The sequence below is a fragment of the Neoroseomonas soli genome (genome assembly GCF_018129065.1).
GTDB lineage: Bacteria > Pseudomonadota > Alphaproteobacteria > Acetobacterales > Acetobacteraceae > Neoroseomonas > Neoroseomonas soli.
Genome location: NZ_JAAEDM010000024.1, coordinates 35791 through 54135, shown reverse-complemented (window position 1 = coordinate 54135; position 18345 = coordinate 35791). Strand labels below are relative to the sequence as shown.

Below are 18345 nucleotides of genomic sequence, written 5' to 3'. Positions count from 1 at the left end.
CCCCGCCGCGAAGGGCGGCCGGGGCCGAGGTCGAGGCGGCCACCGGCCGCTTCCGTCGCACCAATCAGAATCGCAGCGGGTCCTCTCCCGCGACGCCATCGCGCGTCGCGGGCGCCCGCCCGTGTCCTGTCCGCGTCCCGCAACCCTTGCCGGCTGCAGGGCCGGCACCTGATCGACCAAGGAGAACACCATGTCCGGTACTTCGGGGAATGACAGCATCGTCGGCGGCAACCAGAGCCAGACGATCATCGGCGGCCTGGGGAGCGACACGCTCTTCGGCGGCAACAGCAGCGACTTCATCACCGGCGGCGTCAGCGTCGCTGGCGCCGGCGGCACAGTCTACTACGCCGACGACGGCGGCACGCGCGACTACATCAGCACGCTGAACGCCGGAGACACCGTCTTCGCCTTCGCCAATGACGTGGTCCAGGGCGGCAACGGCAGCGATACCCTCTACATCCCGACGGGCTACACCCTCTCCGGCTCGGCGTCCTTCACCGTCCCGACGAGCACCGGCGGGACCGAGTCCAAGGTCTTCCAGATTTGGTCCAACGGCACCGACACGATCGCCGCCGCCGGCTTCGAGACGACCAACAACAACTATGTCTGCTTCGCCCAGGGCACGATGATCGCCACGGCGCGCGGCGAGGTGGCGGTTGAGAATCTCAAGGTCGGCGACCTCGTCGTCTCCGCGCATGGCGGCGCCGCTCTTCAGCCGGTGGTTTGGCTCGGCCACACCCGCGCCAACGTCGCCCGCCATCCGGAGCGCACGAAGGCTGCGCCGATCCTGATCCAGGCCGGCGCACTTGCCGATGGCGTGCCGCACCGTGACCTGCGCGTCTCGCCCGAGCACGCGATGTTCCTCGACGGCCGCCTGGTGCCGGCGAAGCACCTGGTGAACGGCAGCACCATCATCCAGGAACTGTGGTGCCCCGAGGTGACCTACTGGCACGTCGAACTGCCCGCTCACGGGCTGCTGATCGCCGAGGGCGCGGCTTCCGAGTCCTACTTCGACGACGGCAACCGGAAGCAGTTCGACAACTACGGCGTCACCACGCTGTTCAAGGACTTCGCCAGCGAGCGCAGCAACGGCCGCTATGCCGAGAACGCCTGCTATCCGCTGCTGGAAGATGGCGAGGCGCTCGATCGCATCCGCGCACGCCTCGCGGCCCGCGCCGCGACGGAGACGGAGGCGCGCCGCTCCGCCTGATCTGGCCGCGGAACGTGAGATTCCCGCGGCGGGTCCCGGCCGGGACCCGCCGGGCATCGCTCCGAACGAGAGTGCCCCGCCGTCGCACGGCAGGGCGCCGCCGCCGCAATCGCGGGGCCAGACGCTTCCGCAGACCAGCCGGCGGCGCCGGGATGTGCCCGCCGGCCTTCCAGCCGACGGGCGGCTCAGGTCAAATACGCCGCGCGGCGCGGAACCGCATCGCTTCACACATGTCGTGCAGCGCCCGAGAGCGGTTTCCCGACCGGCGGAAGCCGCTCTCGTCATGTTTGGGCAAGCACCTTCATGCCAACGGCCGCTTCCAGCCGCAGGCGACCGGCTCCGGGGCATGGACTCCTGGAGAACCGGCATGGCCTGGTGGCGCAGGAACACCTCTGCCACGCCACCGGCCGGGCCGAGCGCGAGGCGGCGCTGGTGCCGATCGATCGGCAACCGGGCGGCACCACATCGGGGGCTGGCCGCGGCCACGATCCGCAAGCATGTGTCGAAGCCCCGAGCGCGCGCGGCATGGCCTCGCACATCGCCCGCGACGTCCTCGCAAACAGGCCGCACCATTCCGCCGCGCCGGACGCGCTGACGAGGACCGAAGTCTATCGGAGCCACCAACGCATCCGAACGCGGATCAAGGAAGTGTCCGGCCGGATCAGGCAATCGGCTGGTTTGCGCCAGGCCAGGCACCGCGAGATCAGGCAGGTCAGTGCGGTGTCTTCACCGGCGGTCACCGCATGCAATCCGGGCCGACCGCCCAAACTGCCAGGACAGCCCGCCCGAACCGTCGCCATGCCCTCGGATGGCACCAGTCCCGCGCCTGGCCAGACACAGACAGGGTTCTCACCGCCGCACCAAACACGCCAGCCAGCACAACGCCGGGCGTTCTGCAGCAGCATGCTATGAGGGCCGCCGCTTTCGGAACGGCACCGAAGGCACGTCGCATCTCTCTCGCAGGATCCCAACCCCGCGCCATGTCCACCGCCACCATCGCCGGGTCCGGCGCCCTCGTGCTCTGGGCCTTCCTGGCTCTGCTCGCGCGCATGGCGGCGGGCGTGCCGCCGCTGCAACTCACCGCGCTCGGATTCGCGGTGGGCGGGGCGCTGGCGCTTGCCGTCGTGGCCGCGCGCGGGCGGCTCGGGCTGCTGCGGCAGGGCGGGGTCGCCTGGGCGCACGGCGTGGGCGGGCTGTTCGGCTACCACGCGCTCTACTTCGCCGCGCTGGCCTTCGCGCCCGCGGTGGAGGCGAATCTGCTCAACTACCTCTGGCCGCTGCTGATCGTGCTTCTTTCCGCACCGATCCTGGGGCTGCACCTGGGGCCGCAGCGGCTGGCGGGGGTGGGGCTCGGCTTCGCGGGCTGCGTGCTGCTGGTCGGCGCCGGAGCATCCTTTCCCGCCGGCGCCGCATTCGGCTTCGCCTGTGCCGTGGGCTGCGCGGTGGTCTGGGCGGTCTATTCGGTGACGTCGAAGCGCATGGCGGCCGTGCCGACAGAGGCACTGGCGGGCTTCTGCCTGGCCACGGCGCTGCTCGCGGGCGCGGCGCACCTGGCCTTCGAGACGACGGTCATCCCCGATATACGGCAATGGACAGCGGTGGCCCTGCTCGGTGCCGGGCCGCTCGGCGCCGCCTTCTTCCTGTGGGACGAGGGGATGAAGCGGGGCGACCCGCGGCTGCTCGGCACGCTGGCCTATGCCGTGCCGGTCGCTTCCACGCTGCTGCTGCTGGCCGGGGGCGAGGGCGTGCTCGACTGGCGAACCGGCGCGGCCGCCTTGCTGGTGGTGGGCGGCGGGATCCTCGCGGCGACGGCGCGGGGCTGAGGTTTCCCCGCCGCGCCTTCCTCGACCGCATGGCGGCGAAGGCCCGAGGACATCGCCGCCACACGAGAAGCCGGATGCAGCAGCGAGAGCACATTCATCACCGGCCGGATCCCGAACCTGGGCGGCGGCTTCGCTTCCCCCGGCGCCACCTACGACCCGGCGGAAGGGGCCTCGTCACGCACGCTCGTCGCTGACGATCCGTCCGTCCACCAGATGGATGCGCCGGGTGGCGCGGTGGGCGAGGTCCGCATCATGCGTGACGACCACCACGGCGCGCCCTTCCTGCTGCGCCAGGCGCGCGAAGATGTCGAAGACAGCGGCGGCGTTCTTCGTGTCGAGATTGCCCGTCGGCTCGTCGGCCAGCAGCAGTGCCGGATCGTTCGCCAGCGCGCGGGCGATGGCGACGCGCTGGCGCATGCCGCCCGAGAGTTGCTCGGGCAGCTTCGCCGCCGCATCCGCCAGGCTGAGGGCGTCCAGCAGCGCCATTGCGCGTTCCCGCGCCGCCGGCGGCTTCAGCACGGCCCGGCGGCGGATCGGGATGAGCACGTTGTCGAGCGCCGAGAACTCCGGCAGCAGGAAGTGGAACTGGAAGACGAAGCCGACCCGCGCGAGGCGCAGCGCCGCAAGATCCTGCGGTGGCAGGTCGGCGGTGTCGCGGCCTTCGAGGATGACGCGCCCGACGCTCGGCCGGTCGAGCAGCCCGAGCAGGTAGAGCAGCGAGGACTTCCCGGAGCCCGAGGGCCCGGTGATGGCGACGAACTCGCCGGCCTCGATCGAGAGGCTGATGTCGCTGACCAGCGTGACGCCTTCGGAAAGCCGCTTGGTGACGCCGTCCACAACGAGCAGCGGCGCCGTCACCCGCCGGACACCCCGCGACACCCCCCACCACCAGCCCCCCAAAACCAGAAAAAGGAGGGGGATCGGGGGAGTTCTCTCCCCCGACCTTTCCTCACGCCGCCCCCCGCACGATCTGCACCGGATCGAGCCTCGCCGCCCGCCGCGCCGGGATCACCGCCGCAAACGCTGCCGAGGCGACGGCGAAGAACGACGCCACGGCGAAGATCCGCCAGTCCCGTGCCAGCAGGAAGCGGTCGTTGCCCGCCGGGGTTTCGGTATGGAAGCGCACCTGGGCGAGTGCCTCGATCATCAACTGCCCCAGCAGGCAGCCGAGCACCGCGCCGAGAAGCCCGGCGATGACGCCCTGCACGAGAAACAGGCGCTGGATGTCCCCTTCCGTGAAGCCGAGCGATTTCAGGATGGCGATGTCGCGCGTCTTCTCGAACACCACGGTCGAGATGATGTTGTAGATGCCGAATGCGGCCACCAGCAGGATCGCGCCGGTCACGCTGTACATGATGGCATTTTGGATGACGAAGACCGTCAGGATGTTGCGGTTCTGCTCTTCCCAGGATTCCGTGCGGTCGCCGAAGCGGGCCTCGATCTGGCGGGCGAGCGGTTCGGCCTGGGTCACGTCCGCGAGCCGCAGCAGGATCTGGTTCACCACGTTGGGCCGGTCCTGCAGCACCTGGTTGACCTTGAGCAGCGCATAGCCCGTCGATTGGTCGAGGGCGACCAGCCCGGTATGGAAGATGCCGACGATCTTCATCTGCAGCGTGACGCCGCGCGGGGAGACGGCGATGACCGTATCCCCGAGCTGCACGCCGAGGCGCTGTGCGAGCGTATCGCCGATGATCAGCCCATTGGCCGCGGAGCGCAGTTCCTCCAGGCTGCCCTGGATGATGTCCTTCGCGAGGTTGGCGACGCGCCGGTAGCGCACGGGATCGATGCCGGTGACGGTGATGGTCACGTCCCGCGCGCCGTAGCGCAGCAGCGCCGGCCCGGTGAGGATCGGCGCCGCCGCCGCGCCGGGAATGGCCTCGAGGATGGCAAGCTTGTCGCCAGCCGAACGGATGCCCCGCACGCGGTCCACCGGCTTCACCCCGTTCACCGAGACGGCGCCGTCCGGCACCGCGATGACCGCGGCCTGCGGCGTGGGCGTGCGCGTTTCGTCCTTGATGACGATGTGCGGCTGCACGTCGATGACCTGCTGGATGAAGTAGGTCTGGAAGCCGCGCATCAGCGAGGCGATGGCGACGAAGAAGGCGACGCCGAGCGCCACCCCGAGCACGCTGACCAGCGTCTGCCGCCGGCGGCGGGACAGCATGCCGCGGGCGAGGTCGAGGATCAGGTCCATGCCGTCGCCTCCGCCCGGTCTGCCGGCGTCATGGCCGGAGCCGGATCGCCTGGCCGGAGGCGAGGCCGGCCGGCGGGTCCAACACCACCGCCTCCCCGCGCGCGACGCCGCGCAGGACCTCGACCGCGCGGGCACCCTGCACGCCGAGTTCGACGGGGCGGGATTCCACCGTTTCCTGCCGCACGACGAAGACGCGGCCGTCGCGCACCGCGGCGGGCGGGACCAGCACGGCGTCGTCCGTCTCGCGCAGGACGATGTTGGCCTCCACCGTCATGCCGATCATCAGCGGCGTGTCGTCGGGTAGGGCCAGGCGCACGCGGTAGGCCTTGCGGGTCGCGTCGCCCTTGGGGGTGATCTGGCCGACCGTCGCGGGAAGCACGCGGCCGGGGAAGGCATCGGCGCGCAGCAGCGCGCGCTGGCCTTCGCGGACCTGGGCGATGTCCTCCTCGTCCACTTCCGCCGTCACGCGGAGGGGGCGCGGTTCCCCGATCCAGAACAGAGCGGCGGGGGTGTCCACCACCTCCCCAACCTCGACGTCGCGGCGCAGGACCATGCCGTCGGAGGGGGCACGGACGACGTAGTCGTCGAGGCGGCGCTGCGTCGCCTCGGCCACGGCGCGGACGGCGCGGGCTTCGGATTCCGCACGGTCGAGGGCGGAGCGGGAGGCGACGTCGCGGGTGACCAGGGCGCGGATGCGGGCCAGTTCCTCCTGCGCGAAGCGGGCGCGGGCCTCGGCTTCCTCGGCCCGGTGCTGGGCTTCCCGGCTGTCGAGCCGGGCCATGGGCTGGCCTTCGGTCACGCGCTGGCCTTCCTCGACCAGGACCTCGGTGATCCGGGCACGGACGGCGGGGCCGACCTTGGCCCAGTGGACAGGCTCGACGCTGCCGGTGGCATAGACGGCGCGCAGCGCGGGGCCGGAGGCGGCGAAGGCAATGGCGACCGCGGGCGGCAATGCCCACCACGCCCAGGCGCCGGCGGCCCCGAGGGCGGTAAGGGTGATCAGGAGGATGCGGCCGCGCATTGTTCGGCATCGAATAGCACGGGAGGGGCAGGATGGGGACGAAACCCGGTTGCGGGGGGGCCGCGCGACGGGTAGAAGGCGCCGCCCGGGCCGCGCAAGAGCTTGCGCGACGGCAGGGGCCGGCATAGCTCAGTGGTAGAGCAACTGATTCGTAATCAGTAGGTCCGCGGTTCAAATCCGCGTGCCGGCACCAGCACAATCAAAGCCTTACAGGCCCAACCGATGCCTATCAGCCCCTAGGGTCGGATTTTTGGTGCCATATTGGTGCCAGGGTTGGCCTGCTGCGGACGTTCGGGCCACCCGGATCGGGCCTACGGTGCGCACGTCAGGGGTGCCGGACGCTCCGCCACGGACACATGCTGGCTAATGCCTGCCCGCCAGAGGCCGACAGTGGCAAATGCCACCAGACCCCCCAGCCGGCTCGCAGCACCCCTAATGGACCCGTGAGGGTAGGCGGGGAGACGGACAGCGGCCTCTACTATGCCGGCCGAGAAAGCATTCTTTTTCATGAGAATGGGCGACAGGGGGATTCGCTACCACCAGGGGTCGGGCGAAATACGTGTCGCTCACTGAATTTTCGCGGGTATCATTTCAGATCGATTTCGAACTATTTACCTGTATCTCCGAGCGAACTACCCCCATATGGAAGTAGACATTAATCATTATTCCCATCTATTTCTTCATCAAGAGACTCTAATAAATCACATATTTCATAATTTATTGCAGAGAGATCAAAAAGAATTTCGCTTGATAAAGACTTTATCGTATCTGACGGACGCCATAACTTGTCATTTGTAATCATTAGTTGCAGCATGTTATTTCTGCATTTGTTAATCTTTCTTCCCCACTCTCTCAACTTTCTGGCTTTGTCACTATCGGATCGATTCTCTTCAAACTGGCTATTATAAACCATTTTTCCTCCCCAATCCTCCATATTAATTAATCGCTATGTCGGTGGCTTCTGCGGACAATCCTGATTCCTTGCGTTATCGAAGCTGCTCCCTGCTCCAGGTGCGCGATCCTCTCTGGCAAGGGACCAATACGCTCGGAATCCCTCGCCAGCCCGCCACCGCCGATCCCTGACGAACCCCAGCTTACGTAGCGCCTCCCCCAACTCGCCAGGGTGGCAGTGCCCCCGCCACCGGCCACGCAAGGAGGTCTGAAGCTGCGCCAGGGACAGGCCCTCGTGCTGCACCTCAATGGGGATGCTGGTGAGCAGGCGGGCGAGGCGGACCTCCAGGGGCGTCAGGCGCTCGCGCGCGGCCGCTTCAAGGCCCCGCTGCCTTTCGGCTTCCTGTGCGTGCTCAGCCTCCACCGCGACGGCGAGGCCCGCCAGATACGCACTCATCGTCGCTCCTGCTGTGACCGGGCGGCACCATCATAAGCGAGCAGGCTCCCGGCGCTGCAAGAGAAACAACAGACGCGGACAACGTGGTGATGAAGCCGGCCGTGGTGGACCATCAGACGATCAGTAGACGATCAGATGCCAGTGAGATTGTCCATCGCCCGGGGCTTCGGCCCTGGGGTGGGCGTGGACGACCACCAGGGGGGTATTAGGGGGGTGATCGTCCACAGCCCAACAAATTTCCCGGGCATTCAATCTGTGTTCGCGGAGACCACAAACGCGCCGGGAGGAGGCTCTCCAGCCCAGGGCGTCGCATGCCATGCGGCATAGAGCCCCTTCACGGGTCGGGTGCCACCTTGCGGCTTCTTCGCCCGCGTACTCCGCTCCACTATCCACCCTCGCACCGCTGCGCGGGCGACCGCCGCTGCAGCCATGGAACTCTCCTGGTGCTCCCCCATGTTTCGCCCGCCCCAACCCGGCCGCAGCACGTCGGCTATCGGCTTGGCGAACAGCCGGCCTCCCTTTCGAGCGGTGGCGGGGCTGAAAGGTGCCGCCGCCCCCTGCTCGTCCCGCGTGCCGCTGGCAATCCGCGCCACGACGGCGCGCAGGGTGCTCAGGTCAAACTCGTGCCCCGTGGCCACGGGCTCCCAGGGTTGCACCGTCTGCACAGTGTCGCCTTCGGGATAGTTAGGCGTCCCGTTGTTGATCGGAACGCCCTCCAGCCGCACCCAGCGCCGCGCGCCGGCAGGGGCAAGGTTTACCTTCGCGTCATTGATCGAGACATGGCGCCACGCATCCCATGGCAGCACGCCATAGGTCTGGCACTCAGCGGGTGTCATCCGCACAAGCCGCAGGCCCACACGCGCCTTGTTGATAATGGACGCCGCACCCATCGCGGCCTCTGCGTCGGTATCGTCCCGTGCACCCTTTCGCTCATGGTGCAGCACGAGCATCGCGACCCTCAGGCGGCTCGCCATCTCTTGCAGCTTGCCCATGACCGCGGTCATGCAGCCATTGTCGTTGACTCCCGCCGGGCAGAAACCAAGCAGCGGGTCCATCACCACAAGGTCCGGCTTGTGCTGCTGTATCAGCCAATCCAAGCGGGCCATCCCCGACGCATCTACTTCCTTCCTGCTGCCCTGATCTCTGTTGAAGCGCAGCCCATCGGGATGCAGCCGGGCTATATCGTCCATGCCGAACATCACCAGCCGGTCACCGAATGCGGCATTGTGGTGCACCTCGGCGGCGATGGTGCGGCGGCACATCTCGTCGCTGTCGTCGTCCTGCGAAAGAAACAGCACCTTACGATTGCTGCCGTACACCTTGCTGCCGAGCATGGGCTTTGTCGCAAGCGACAACGCCATGGCGACCGCTAGCGCGCTCTTGCCGTAGCTGCCCGGGGCGACCAGCACCGATACATGGCCGATCAGCAAGTCAGTCCCATGGAGCCACTGCCGAGGCGGTGGCGGTGACCGTCGTGCCGGGGCTACGGAGCCCGCTGAGGCGATTTCGTCGCCTGGACCACACTCTCTCACCTTGGCAGCGTCAGCGGGTTCCCGCATGACGCCAACGGCCTGTGGGGGGCACCACCGTCCATCCTCTCCGCGCACCCACGAGCGGTCGGGCATCCACGATCCGTCCGGCGCTTGCGCGAGCGGCGGCGCCTCACCACGCTGCACAAGCAGTTCGTAGCCATTGGGCTCCCACTCCATGTTGCCCAGGGCGCGGCGCACGCGCATGACCAGTGCCCCCGGCCCGGTCGCAGTGGGCGGCGAGCGGCGATAGTGCCGCCACCGCGCCTCGCAAGTGCCCGAAGCGCCGTGATCCGGGTTGCGTGCCGACCACGTCTCCCAAGAGTTCAGGCCGTATCCCCGGCCTCCCGACGCGGCGTAGGTGGCCATGCCGACTGAGTTCCACGAATTCCAGTCCGTGCGGTCGTTGGGGAGGGCGGTGAGAGTGGCTTCAAGTTCCGCCTCATGCATCAACTCGCCGTCCCAATCGTCTGGCTCATGCGTCGGAGCCTTCACGTCAGGAACAGCAAGCATCGCGGCCGATGCGCCGGGCCTGAACCTCCATAGCCGCTCATTCAGCGGATCGGGCACGCCATCAAACACCGGGTTGGACGTGTAGATGGGTTGCGTCGCCGTCCAGATGCTGGCGTCGCACTGCACGCACGCACTCTCGGCCCAAGCCTTCAACTGGTAGTCCGCCAACGGTCGGTCGAGCATGCAGAACACGCGGACGCGCGCTAGCCCGTCCTTGCCGGGAAGACCTGCACTCGATGTCGCCTGCACGATGACATCGGTTTCGTTCAGCGGTGATGGCAGATACTCCGCCGCGATCCACCGTGCTGCCCGCTCGGGCTCGGCGCTGAAGCTCCATCCCTCTGGCAATGCGACCTTGTCGATGTCCAAGGCCAAGATGCGCGACGGCTTCTGCTTCAGCGTCGGCTCGGCACCATCGGCCTGCCTGGCCTTCAGGCGCCGCCCCTTCTCGACAAGCGGCCGTGCGTATGGAAGCAGGAACTCATGACGCTCATGCAGTTGCTGTTGGAGCAGTGACCACAGCGCGTCCATGTCGGGCACTTGCACCGTCCGATAGGTGAAAATGCGCCCGGCATCGTAGTCGCTGGTACGATCGGCACGGATGATCTTGTGCGCACGATGCCCCGGCTTCGCCCTGGCAATGGTCACCGTGTCCGGGTCATGGTCATCACGCTCTGTCCAGGTTGGCAGCGGCAACGCGAATAGCCGCTCGGTATCGTCGTCATCGTCGTTCGCACTGAACGCAGTCACGACATCGGCAAGTGAATCCATGGCGGTGGCTCCAGGTGTCGGGCCACAGCACGAAGCGGGTGCGATTCAACGCGAAGCACGCTATAGGGATGGAGGTCAGAACTTCCCATTATCGCGTGCCGCGCCGCTGCATGTCGCTACGTGCGGCGGCGTGTGCGGTTAGGGAATCCGGTCCGGGATGCTTGCAGCGGCTTCGCCCCACCATGGCGGTGGATCGACTGGCAGCCGGTTCATCGTTGGCATTCCCGCCGTGCGCATTGCGTCCACTATGTCGCTCGATGAGTACCGCGGCAGGCCCTGCAATAGCGGCATCACTTCGTGTGCGAGCAATCGTCCGCGCGTCGTCAGCCGGTCAGCAACCGCTTGGCGCTCGCGATGCGCGGAACCGAGCATCGCGTGAAGTACCTGCGCCGCGGCGAAGCGAACCACTGGCGCGATGCGCTCCATGTCGGGCACCTTGCTCGCGTTTGGTGCTATGCTCGCCGCTACGGCCGCATTGAGGTACCCGAAGGCGAGGGACATCTCATGCTGGTCCAGTGCGGCGTTCAGTTTCGTCGCGCGCGTGATGTCGTCAATGCGCTCGGCGAGTGGCCCGGCAGCAGTGATCAGCCCAAGCATCAATGCCCCGTGTGGCGTTAGCGCGCGGCCCTTTCCTGGCACGAACCACTCGGGCGGCTCATGCCACACGGCATGACCCGCGGCACCCCGACCACTACGGAAGGTGATGTACTTGATGGGGGCGCCGAGCATGACGGCCACGGCTGCATGCCCGGCTTCGTGCGCAGCGACCGCCTTCTGCGGGACGCGCACGTAAGCGAGGGGCTTGCCTGGGAAAGCGGGCGGCAGCGCCACGATGCGGCGCACAGGCGCAACGGCAACGGCGCGGTCGGTCATGCCGCGCGATCCCTCCGCTTCTTCGCGGCGAGCCACGCGAGCACCTCGGCCTCATCCCACACTGTCACGGCGGGGGAGAGGCGGAATGGCCTGGGAAAGGTCGGGTCGGCTGCAACCCAACGCCAGATCGTGGAGCGTGAAGCGCCCGTCAGGGCACAGACGCCGGGTAGACGGATAGCCCGGCCGGGAACCGGAAGGTTCTGAACCATTGCGCTGCCTCATGAATTACGCTGAGGCCGCATGTGGCACGTATTTTCGCTGGCACCCTTCCAGCGGGCCGATTTAGCCGTCGCGGAAATACTTTCGCACCGTGCGCTCCATTAGCGGGTTGCCGTCCGCCGTTTCCAGGGACGCGATCACCTTCGCTGTGCCGCGCTTACCCCAGAAGTCCGGGTACTTCGCCTTCAACTCGGCAATCCGAACGGTGCGCTCTTGCGCGCGCGCCCTTCCGGATGCCTGGGTCAGTTCTTGCAGTGCATGCGCGTCCAGACATGGACACTCACCAGCCTGAACCAGATACGAGGGGGCGCGTTCCCAAGCTTCCGCTGGCTTATGCTTTTCTAGGTTGCCCTCGGCCCCCGGCCAGCCAACCAGGTGGGTGGGCATGGGGCCTACGTTCTTCTTCCACCAGCGCTGCTTTTGCCGCCGACGCTGGCTCTTCGTCAGCTTCCTCGCCGAGGCCATGTTACGCACCCCGCATATGAATGATCTCGGCGCCACCTCGAACAATGCGCCCCACTTCATCGGCCAACCGCTCCACCGCTCTACGGGCCTCGTCGTCAAAGCGGTGGCGTTCGTAGCTTGCGGCACCATCGCGGGGTGCAGCATGGCCCGTCACCCGCTGTCGGACCTCGCGTGCGATACCCACTCTCTGCATCAAGGTGATTGCTGTGCGGCGGCAGTCGTGCCCGTACCATCCGGCCGTACCGGTCAGCTTGAGCACTTCCTCCATTCCGTTGCTGCGGCCGTTGTACGGCTTCTCGCCCTTGCTACCCACGCCGAACAGATACGGTCCCCAGCCTTCGGGGCGTTCCCTTATCTCTCGTCCAACGATCTCGGCCGCGGCCGCGGATAGCGGCACAACATGGGTGCGCCCCTGCTTCATGGTCGCCGCCGGTATGGTCCATGTGCGCGCGGCAAGGTCGATCTCGCTTACGCGCATCTTGCACACTTCGCCGCCGCGCTGCCCGGTCAGCAGCATCAGTTGCAGCATGGTGCCCCAGATGGAGCCGTGCAGCTTCATCAGCGCCGCAATCTCAACGTCCGTCAGGACACGCTCGCGGGCAGCGACAGGCTTGGGCGGGCGGATATCGCGGCAAGGGTTATGGTCGATCAGATCGCGATCCTGGCACCAGCGCAGGAAGTGCGAGACGTAGGAGAACACCTTGCGCCGCGCGGCGGGCTTCCGCGCATAGTCGTCCAGCAGCCGGGCGACATCTGCCCTCGCGATGCTGCCGATGGGGCGCTTCCTCCACCCTTCTAGAGCCTGCCCGAGCGTGGACCGCTTATCGGCCACAGTCCGTGGCCGATTGTCCGTCAGGGTGCCGAGGTATTGCTCCAACAACTCCGCGACGAACCGCTGCTGCGCCTGGGCGGCCTCCTGCCGCACGTGGCGGGGATCAATGCCCTGCGCGCAGAGGCGGCTGTGCGCCTCGCGGATTTCTCGCGCGGCCCTGAGCGATAGCGTCGGATAGCGCCCGAGCCCGATGGCAATGCGTTGATTGGTGCCGCGCACGCGGCCGACGAACCGAACACCGGCCTTGCCCTCGGCGAAGAACCGGAACTCCAAGCCGCCTTCGCGCATGATCGCGCCATCCCCGGCCTTACGTAGCGCCGCGTCAGTCAGCGTCATCGGCTACCTCCCCGACTGGTGGTGCCATTATGGTGCCACCCTGAGAGGGATTCAATGGGACGCGCAGAGACTCGATGGCCACTAACCAACTGACAATACGTTGTAATTTGTCGAGCGGTCCCTGCACGACGCGCGAATGCGGATGGGGCGCAAGGATTCGTAATCAGTAGGTCCGCGGTTCAAATCCGCGTGCCGGCACCAGGTTTTCCCAGGGTTACAGCGGTTTCGAGGCCCAGGGACGGGGGCCAGGGACGGTCGCAGGGACGGTGACGTCCCCGCCGCGCCGCCGGGCTTGCCGTGACCACGCTCGGCCGTGCTAGTCCGGTGGTCCATGCGGGGGAGCGGGCGATGGCCGGTGAGATAGTGCATCTGCGCGGCGAGTCCTTCGAGCTCCCCACGGCCGACAACACGCCCGAGGCGCTGAAGGTCCTCCGCGCCGCCAACGAGCGGTTCCGACAGGTGCCCTGGCCCGCCCCCTTCGACCGGACCACCCACCGCGTTGAGCAGGGCGACGCGCGCGACCTCTCGCGGCTGCCCGACCAATCCGTCCACCTTGTTGTGACGTCGCCGCCGTACTGGACCCTGAAGGAGTATCCGCACAGCGCCGCGCAGCTAGGCGCCGTCGCAGACTACGAGAAGTTTCTCGACGAGCTCGACCGCGTATGGGCCGAGTGCAATCGCGTGCTGGTGCCCGGAGGGCGCGTGTGTTGCGTGGTGGGCGACGTCTGCATCCCGCGCAGGCTGGCGGGCCGGCATCTTGTCATGCCGCTGCACGCAGACATTCAGGTGCGCGCGCGCGGCGTCGGCCTGGACGTGCTGACACCGATCCTCTGGCACAAGATTGCGAACGGCGTGACCGAGGCGGAGGGCAATGGGGCGGGCTTCTACGGAAAGCCCTACCAGCCGGGCGCCGTGGTCAAGAACGATATCGAGTACATCCTGTTCATGCGGAAGGGCGGCGAGTATCGGAAGGTCAGCCCGCTTCAGAAGGCGCTCTCCATCCTGACGAAGGAGGAGATGCAGCATTGGTGGCGAAGCATCTGGACGGATATTCGAGGGGCTTCCACTCGGGCCGGACATCCTGCACCCTACCCGGCGGCGCTGGCTGAGCGCCTGATTCGCATGTTCTCCTTCGCGGGCGACACGGTGTTGGACCCCTTCGCGGGCACCGGGAGCACGGCGGTCGCGGCGGTCGCTGCGGGGCGCCACTCGGTCAGCATTGAGATCGACCCAGGCTATGTGCGCATGGCGCGAGAGAACGTCGAGCGGGCGACTGGCTTGAAGCGTGAGACCGGCGCGACCGTCGCGGAGCTCGAAGCCCCGAGAGGGAAGCGCGCAACCGCCTGAGGTGTGGGTTGGCGTTCCGACTTCTCGACGCGTTCCAGGGCCTTTTCGACGGCAAGGCGTATCTGCATCGCAACTCGACGCTGGGCGACCACGTCGCGATGCACCTGTTCGAGGACGTGCACGCGACCGGGCTCTCGCCCAAGTTCAACGCACGCGTTGCGGCGGGCGCCGCTGTCATGAACTCCGCCAACACTCAGCAGGGCATCCGCGCGCGGCGTGGGGATGGAACACTTGGCCAGATCGTGCCCGGTGCCCAGGCGCGGGCCGATGCGGGCTATATCGTGCAGCGCGGGCCGGTGGCGACGATTGAGATCGGCGTCGAGGTCAAGATTCTGCACAAGGCGATGATCAAGCAGATTGATCGGGTGATCTCGGACCTGACCGGCCAAGCCGCGACCTTCCGAAAGCGTGGCGGGCGGCCGATCTGCGTCGGCGTCGTGGGCATTAATCGGGCGCTGCACACGACTTCCTACGAGGGCGAGCGACCGTTCCCGACAGACGGGCGAAAGCACAAACATCCGATCGCCGAAGCCGACGAAGCGGAGCGCCGCCTGCTCACGCTCGCGGCGCACGCATTCGATGAGTTCATCATCTTGAGGTACGCCGCGACGAACGAGCCGCCGTTCGCCTTCACCTGGGCTAACGCCAAGGCCACTGCCCTGGACTACGGTGCAGCGCTGGCGCGGATTGCGCGGGAGTATGACGCGCGTTTCTGATGGCGCGCGTGCATCGTGGAAACAGGTAGACACGCCGGGCCGCCATGTGCTGCAAGGATCGCGCTCGGCAGAGTCAGACCTTCGCCCGTGTCCAGTCGGGAGCCGAGCCGGTGGGCGACACAGCAAGCCCTTGATCCGCGTTGCAGGCCCAGGGCTAGGCCCGCCGGGCCGTGTGGACCCTGCGGACCGTCAGCGATCCAACACAACCGCCCAGGGGCGGGCGATCCTGACGGGTGACCAAATCATGAGTGACTACGACACCGACGCTGCCGTCATCGGTTCCGCGCGCGAATTGGCGGAGCTTGAGTGGCGCGAGTTCTGCCGGAGCAACGTACCCGATGTCGATGATCTCTTGGCCGCGCTTGAGCACTTCGAAGTATTTGAAGAAAGCGTGGGTCTCGACGACTGCTGGTCTACCATCGTCGCTCACTTCGCGATGCTCGCACGAATTGCCATTGAGGAGAACTGGGAGACGTTCAACCTCAACCCAGGCCAGATGGCCTTTCTCGCGCAGAGCCTTGCGTACATGTGCAACAACCTTCTCGACGACGATACTCGGCGCCAAATGGCAGAGAGGCTGATGCCGAGGGCGGTGCACTAGACCTGCAAACGCAAGAAGGGCGCCCCGGCCATCGCCGGGGCGCCCTTTCTGCTTGCGGCGGCGGGCGGCGCGGTCAGCGCGGGAAGCGCACCTTGAAGGCGCCATCGCCGAGGCTCTCGACGGCGCCGCCGTCGCGGCGCACCTGATCCAGCGCGTTGCGCACCTGCTTCTCAAGGCAGCCGAACGCGGCGGCGGCGTCGGCGACAACGAGGCGGCGCCCCTTGGCGTAGTTGGTGCGCAGCCACTCCTTCAGCCCAGCGGCGCGGGCGGGCTCGGCAGGGCGGCGGGTCTTGGCGGTCATCTCGGTTCTCCGTTCTTCTCGCTGCGAACTCGCAACGAAGACCCGAACGGTCTCCGCCTGCCTGTAGGAAGACAAGCCTGTACTGTCGCGCCCGGCCCAGGGGTCGGGGCGGGTGGACGCCCATCTCCGCCCACCCGCCCCTGCACACGCCGCGCGCCATGGGGCAACGCGCGGCGCGCGTCTCGTCAGGTCGAGGCGCCGACCCGGCGCAGCGCCGCCACCTTCTCGCCCGCGTGGGCGCGGACGCTGTCCTTCCGGCGCGAGACGTCCGCGACGCGCTTCAGCAGCGCCGAACCGACCGCCTCGACCTGCACCAGCGTCCGCTCGGCCGCGCGCGCCTGGTCCCAGTCCCTCGGTGCCACCGCCCGCGCGGCGACCTCGCGCACCAGCGTGACCGTCTTCTCGTCCACGCCAGAGAGGTAGGGCGGCGCCGTGATCACCGAGCCGATGGTGTCCACGTCACCCGCCTGCGCCGCCGCCTGTAGGAAGGACAGGCGCTCGCCAGCCTTCAGCGATTTCACATGCGCCCTGATCTCGGCGGCGAGGCCGGGGCCGACCCTCGGCAACAGCGCCTCCTTCACGCGCGTCTCCAGCGCCGTGATGGTGCGCAGGATGGAGGCGCGGCGCGCGTCGATCACCTTCGCCGCGCGCGCCGCCGCGTTGTTCACCGCCTCCACGAACTCCTCCTCGTGCGACGTGAACACGCGCAGGCGACCGGTGCCGCCATGCGCGCGCGGTCCACCGAGCGAGACAGGAAGGACTTGAGATGCTCAACCGCGCCGCTGCGCATGCCCTTGAGCCGTTCCACCAGCCCCGCGTCATGCAGCGGCGCGGCCAGCCGCCAGAAGGCCCAGAGGCCCCGGCCGCTGTCCACGATCAGCGAGGGCGGCGGCAGGGTCGTGGGGCGCGCGGTGGTGAGCAGCGCGAGCATGCGTTCGCGCTCCTTAGTCACTTCTTCGCCAGCGCGCGGGTCGAGGTCCACCCAAAGCACTTCGGCGCCGCGCATCTGCTCCTTCGTCGGCTGACCGGCCACGCCCTCCTCCGGCAGGCCGACAAGGGTGTAGGTGTCGCGTTCGCCGAGGCCGTCGGCCCAGGCGCGCAGCGCGGCCTCCTCCCCTGGGCCGAACACGGCGCTCCTCCGGCCAGGCGTCTTGCAGGTGTCGAGCACCCAAGGCCCATCCGGCCGAAGCCAACGAAGAAAGGCGAGGAGCTCGTCGGCGTCGGGTGCGACGTGCGAGGCGGGCGCGCGAAGGCTCTCGGGAAGCGCGTCCATCACGCCGCCCTCCCCTTCGAGGCCCATTCGTGCAGCGCGACCTGATCGGCCAAGGCCGGGTCCTGCCAGGGCCGTTCACCCAGTCGGCGCGCGAAGAAGGGTTCAAGCGGCGGTGGGCAGTCGCCGCGCGCGCCGAAGCACGCGACCCGGTCTTCATCGAGGAACACGAAGCCGAAGATCGGCGCCACGAGGTTCGGCTCAGGCCGGAGCCGAACCCAGGTCGTGGAGGCCGAGAGGCGACCCTGGTTGCAGATCAGCAGAGACGCGAGGCGCAGCGCGTGACGCTGCACGTCCGGGCCGAGGCGCGCGACGGCGGAGGCGACGCGCGGCGGCGGCGCTGTACCCGTACCGACACCACCAGCACCGTGTCGAACAGCTTGCTGTTGGCCGCGTCATGCAGGTCGGCGAGGAAATGCGCCGTCCAGGCAATGGAGTTGGTCTTCCCCGAGCCGGCCGAGTGCTCGATCAGGTACTTCCCGCCCGGCCCATCCTTCAGCACCTCGGCCACCAACTTCCGCGAGGCGTCCAGCTGGTGGAAGCGCGGGAAGATCCAGCCGGCGAGCCGTTTCTTGTCGTCCTTCACCGGCACCAGGTAGCGGCCGAGGATCTCGAGCCAGCTGTCCCGCTGCCAGACCTCCTCCCACAGATAGGCCGTGGGGGCGCCGTTCGGGTTGGGCGGGTTGCCCGCGCCGAAATCATGGCCGCGGTTGAAGGGCAGGAACTTGCTGTCGGCTCCAGCGAGGCGCGTGCACATCTGCGCCTCGCTGTTGCTCAGCGCGAAATGCACCAGCGCGCCGCCGGGGAAGGACAGCAGGGGCTCGGCCAGGTTCTTGCCGGGCGCCCTGGGCAGGCGGTCGAAGCGGTACTGGTCCACCGCATCCTGCACGGACTGGGTGTAGTCCGACTTCAACTCCGCCGTGGCGACCGGGATTCCGTTGAGGAAGAGCACCAGATCGAGGCTCTGTTCGCTGAC

18 protein-coding genes and 1 tRNA gene are annotated in these 18345 nt (G+C 67.7%); 6 read left to right on the top strand and 13 right to left on the bottom strand.

The features are described 5' to 3' along the window. Positions 1–190 precede the first annotated feature (190 nt). A complete protein-coding gene (locus GXW76_RS11210) occupies positions 191–1210 on the top strand; it encodes a Hint domain-containing protein (RefSeq protein WP_211862108.1) in 1020 nt (339 codons plus the stop codon). Between the two features lie 980 nt (positions 1211–2190). Next, positions 2191–3033 carry an aromatic amino acid exporter YddG gene (gene yddG / locus GXW76_RS11205; protein ID WP_246514118.1) on the top strand — a complete coding sequence of 281 codons (843 nt, stop codon included), beginning with the start codon at positions 2191–2193 and terminating at the stop codon, positions 3031–3033. A gap of 174 nt (positions 3034–3207) precedes the next feature. Here yddG and GXW76_RS11200 read toward each other — a convergent pair whose 3' ends face one another. The 3 genes from GXW76_RS11200 to GXW76_RS11190 form a co-directional block, all read right to left on the bottom strand. Then, a complete protein-coding gene (locus GXW76_RS11200) occupies positions 3208–3891 on the bottom strand; it encodes an ABC transporter ATP-binding protein (RefSeq protein WP_211862106.1) in 684 nt (227 codons plus the stop codon). A gap of 91 nt (positions 3892–3982) precedes the next feature. Next, positions 3983–5227, bottom strand: coding sequence for an ABC transporter permease (locus GXW76_RS11195; RefSeq protein ID WP_211862105.1), 1245 nt, complete (start codon positions 5225–5227; stop codon positions 3983–3985). Positions 5228–5255: 28 nt separating this feature from the next. Further along, the gene (locus tag GXW76_RS11190; RefSeq protein WP_211862104.1) at positions 5256–6248 is read right to left on the bottom strand and encodes an efflux RND transporter periplasmic adaptor subunit; all 993 of its coding nucleotides are present in this window, start codon (positions 6246–6248) and stop codon (positions 5256–5258) included. A gap of 118 nt (positions 6249–6366) precedes the next feature. Here GXW76_RS11190 and GXW76_RS11185 point away from each other — a divergent pair. After that, positions 6367–6441: transfer RNA gene (locus GXW76_RS11185), tRNA-Thr, on the top strand. 1403 nt (positions 6442–7844) lie between these two features. Here the strand turns inward: GXW76_RS11185 and GXW76_RS11180 are convergent. The 5 genes from GXW76_RS11180 to GXW76_RS11160 form a co-directional block, all read right to left on the bottom strand. Further along, positions 7845–10409, bottom strand: coding sequence for an AAA family ATPase (locus GXW76_RS11180; RefSeq protein ID WP_211862103.1), 2565 nt, complete (start codon positions 10407–10409; stop codon positions 7845–7847). 138 nt (positions 10410–10547) lie between these two features. Continuing rightward, the gene (locus GXW76_RS11175; protein WP_211862102.1) at positions 10548–11282 is read right to left on the bottom strand and encodes an FtsH/Yme1/Tma family ATP-dependent metallopeptidase; all 735 of its coding nucleotides are present in this window, start codon (positions 11280–11282) and stop codon (positions 10548–10550) included. Then, positions 11279–11491: a helix-turn-helix transcriptional regulator gene (locus GXW76_RS26260; RefSeq protein WP_211862101.1), complete on the bottom strand. Its 213-nt coding sequence runs from the start codon at positions 11489–11491 to the stop codon at positions 11279–11281. Before GXW76_RS26260 ends, GXW76_RS11175 begins: the two co-directional genes overlap by 4 nt. A 73-nt stretch (positions 11492–11564) precedes the next feature. Then, the gene (locus GXW76_RS11165) at positions 11565–11888 is read right to left on the bottom strand and encodes a hypothetical protein (RefSeq protein WP_211862100.1); all 324 of its coding nucleotides are present in this window, start codon (positions 11886–11888) and stop codon (positions 11565–11567) included. Positions 11889–11967: 79 nt separating this feature from the next. Continuing rightward, positions 11968–13134 carry a tyrosine-type recombinase/integrase gene (locus GXW76_RS11160; protein WP_211862099.1) on the bottom strand — a complete coding sequence of 389 codons (1167 nt, stop codon included), beginning with the start codon at positions 13132–13134 and terminating at the stop codon, positions 11968–11970. Between the two features lie 348 nt (positions 13135–13482). Between GXW76_RS11160 and GXW76_RS11155 the strand changes: the two genes are divergently transcribed. From GXW76_RS11155 to GXW76_RS11145, 3 genes are all read left to right on the top strand, one after another. Beyond that, positions 13483–14481: a DNA-methyltransferase gene (locus GXW76_RS11155; RefSeq protein WP_211862098.1), complete on the top strand. Its 999-nt coding sequence runs from the start codon at positions 13483–13485 to the stop codon at positions 14479–14481. A gap of 8 nt (positions 14482–14489) precedes the next feature. After that, the gene (locus GXW76_RS11150) at positions 14490–15197 is read left to right on the top strand and encodes a hypothetical protein (protein WP_211842579.1); all 708 of its coding nucleotides are present in this window, start codon (positions 14490–14492) and stop codon (positions 15195–15197) included. Between the two features lie 244 nt (positions 15198–15441). Beyond that, positions 15442–15798, top strand: a complete 357-nt coding sequence (locus GXW76_RS11145; protein WP_211862097.1) for a hypothetical protein — start codon at positions 15442–15444, stop codon at positions 15796–15798. 73 nt (positions 15799–15871) lie between these two features. Here GXW76_RS11145 and GXW76_RS11140 read toward each other — a convergent pair whose 3' ends face one another. From GXW76_RS11140 to GXW76_RS11120, 5 genes are all read right to left on the bottom strand, one after another. Then, positions 15872–16099: a hypothetical protein gene (locus tag GXW76_RS11140; RefSeq protein WP_211862096.1), complete on the bottom strand. Its 228-nt coding sequence runs from the start codon at positions 16097–16099 to the stop codon at positions 15872–15874. 185 nt (positions 16100–16284) lie between these two features. Then, positions 16285–16803 (bottom strand): hypothetical protein, encoded by a 519-nt coding sequence (locus tag GXW76_RS11135; RefSeq protein WP_211862095.1) that lies wholly within the window; start codon positions 16801–16803, stop codon positions 16285–16287. Beyond that, positions 16764–17228, bottom strand: a complete 465-nt coding sequence (locus GXW76_RS11130; protein ID WP_211862094.1) for a hypothetical protein — start codon at positions 17226–17228, stop codon at positions 16764–16766. Before GXW76_RS11130 ends, GXW76_RS11135 begins: the two co-directional genes overlap by 40 nt. A 143-nt stretch (positions 17229–17371) precedes the next feature. After that, the gene (locus tag GXW76_RS11125; RefSeq protein ID WP_211862093.1) at positions 17372–17560 is read right to left on the bottom strand and encodes a hypothetical protein; all 189 of its coding nucleotides are present in this window, start codon (positions 17558–17560) and stop codon (positions 17372–17374) included. Between the two features lie 65 nt (positions 17561–17625). Continuing rightward, entirely contained in the window at positions 17626–18324 is a 699-nt protein-coding gene (locus tag GXW76_RS11120) for a type I restriction endonuclease (RefSeq protein WP_272876056.1), read from the bottom strand. Positions 18325–18345: the final 21 nt, after the last annotated feature.

Coding starts and splice junctions, on each gene's coding strand:
- GXW76_RS11210 (WP_211862108.1), top strand. CDS start 191: ATGTCCGGTACTTCGGGGAATGACAGCATCGTCGGCGGCAACCAGAGC.
- yddG (WP_246514118.1), top strand. CDS start 2,191: ATGTCCACCGCCACCATCGCCGGGTCCGGCGCCCTCGTGCTCTGGGCC.
- GXW76_RS11195 (WP_211862105.1), bottom strand. CDS start 5,227: ATGGACCTGATCCTCGACCTCGCCCGCGGCATGCTGTCCCGCCGCCGG.
- GXW76_RS11190 (WP_211862104.1), bottom strand. CDS start 6,248: ATGCGCGGCCGCATCCTCCTGATCACCCTTACCGCCCTCGGGGCCGCC.
- GXW76_RS11180 (WP_211862103.1), bottom strand. CDS start 10,409: ATGGATTCACTTGCCGATGTCGTGACTGCGTTCAGTGCGAACGACGAT.
- GXW76_RS11175 (WP_211862102.1), bottom strand. CDS start 11,282: ATGACCGACCGCGCCGTTGCCGTTGCGCCTGTGCGCCGCATCGTGGCG.
- GXW76_RS26260 (WP_211862101.1), bottom strand. CDS start 11,491: ATGGTTCAGAACCTTCCGGTTCCCGGCCGGGCTATCCGTCTACCCGGC.
- GXW76_RS11165 (WP_211862100.1), bottom strand. CDS start 11,888: ATGCCCACCCACCTGGTTGGCTGGCCGGGGGCCGAGGGCAACCTAGAA.
- GXW76_RS11160 (WP_211862099.1), bottom strand. CDS start 13,134: ATGACGCTGACTGACGCGGCGCTACGTAAGGCCGGGGATGGCGCGATC.
- GXW76_RS11155 (WP_211862098.1), top strand. CDS start 13,483: ATGGCCGGTGAGATAGTGCATCTGCGCGGCGAGTCCTTCGAGCTCCCC.
- GXW76_RS11145 (WP_211862097.1), top strand. CDS start 15,442: ATGAGTGACTACGACACCGACGCTGCCGTCATCGGTTCCGCGCGCGAA.
- GXW76_RS11140 (WP_211862096.1), bottom strand. CDS start 16,099: ATGACCGCCAAGACCCGCCGCCCTGCCGAGCCCGCCCGCGCCGCTGGG.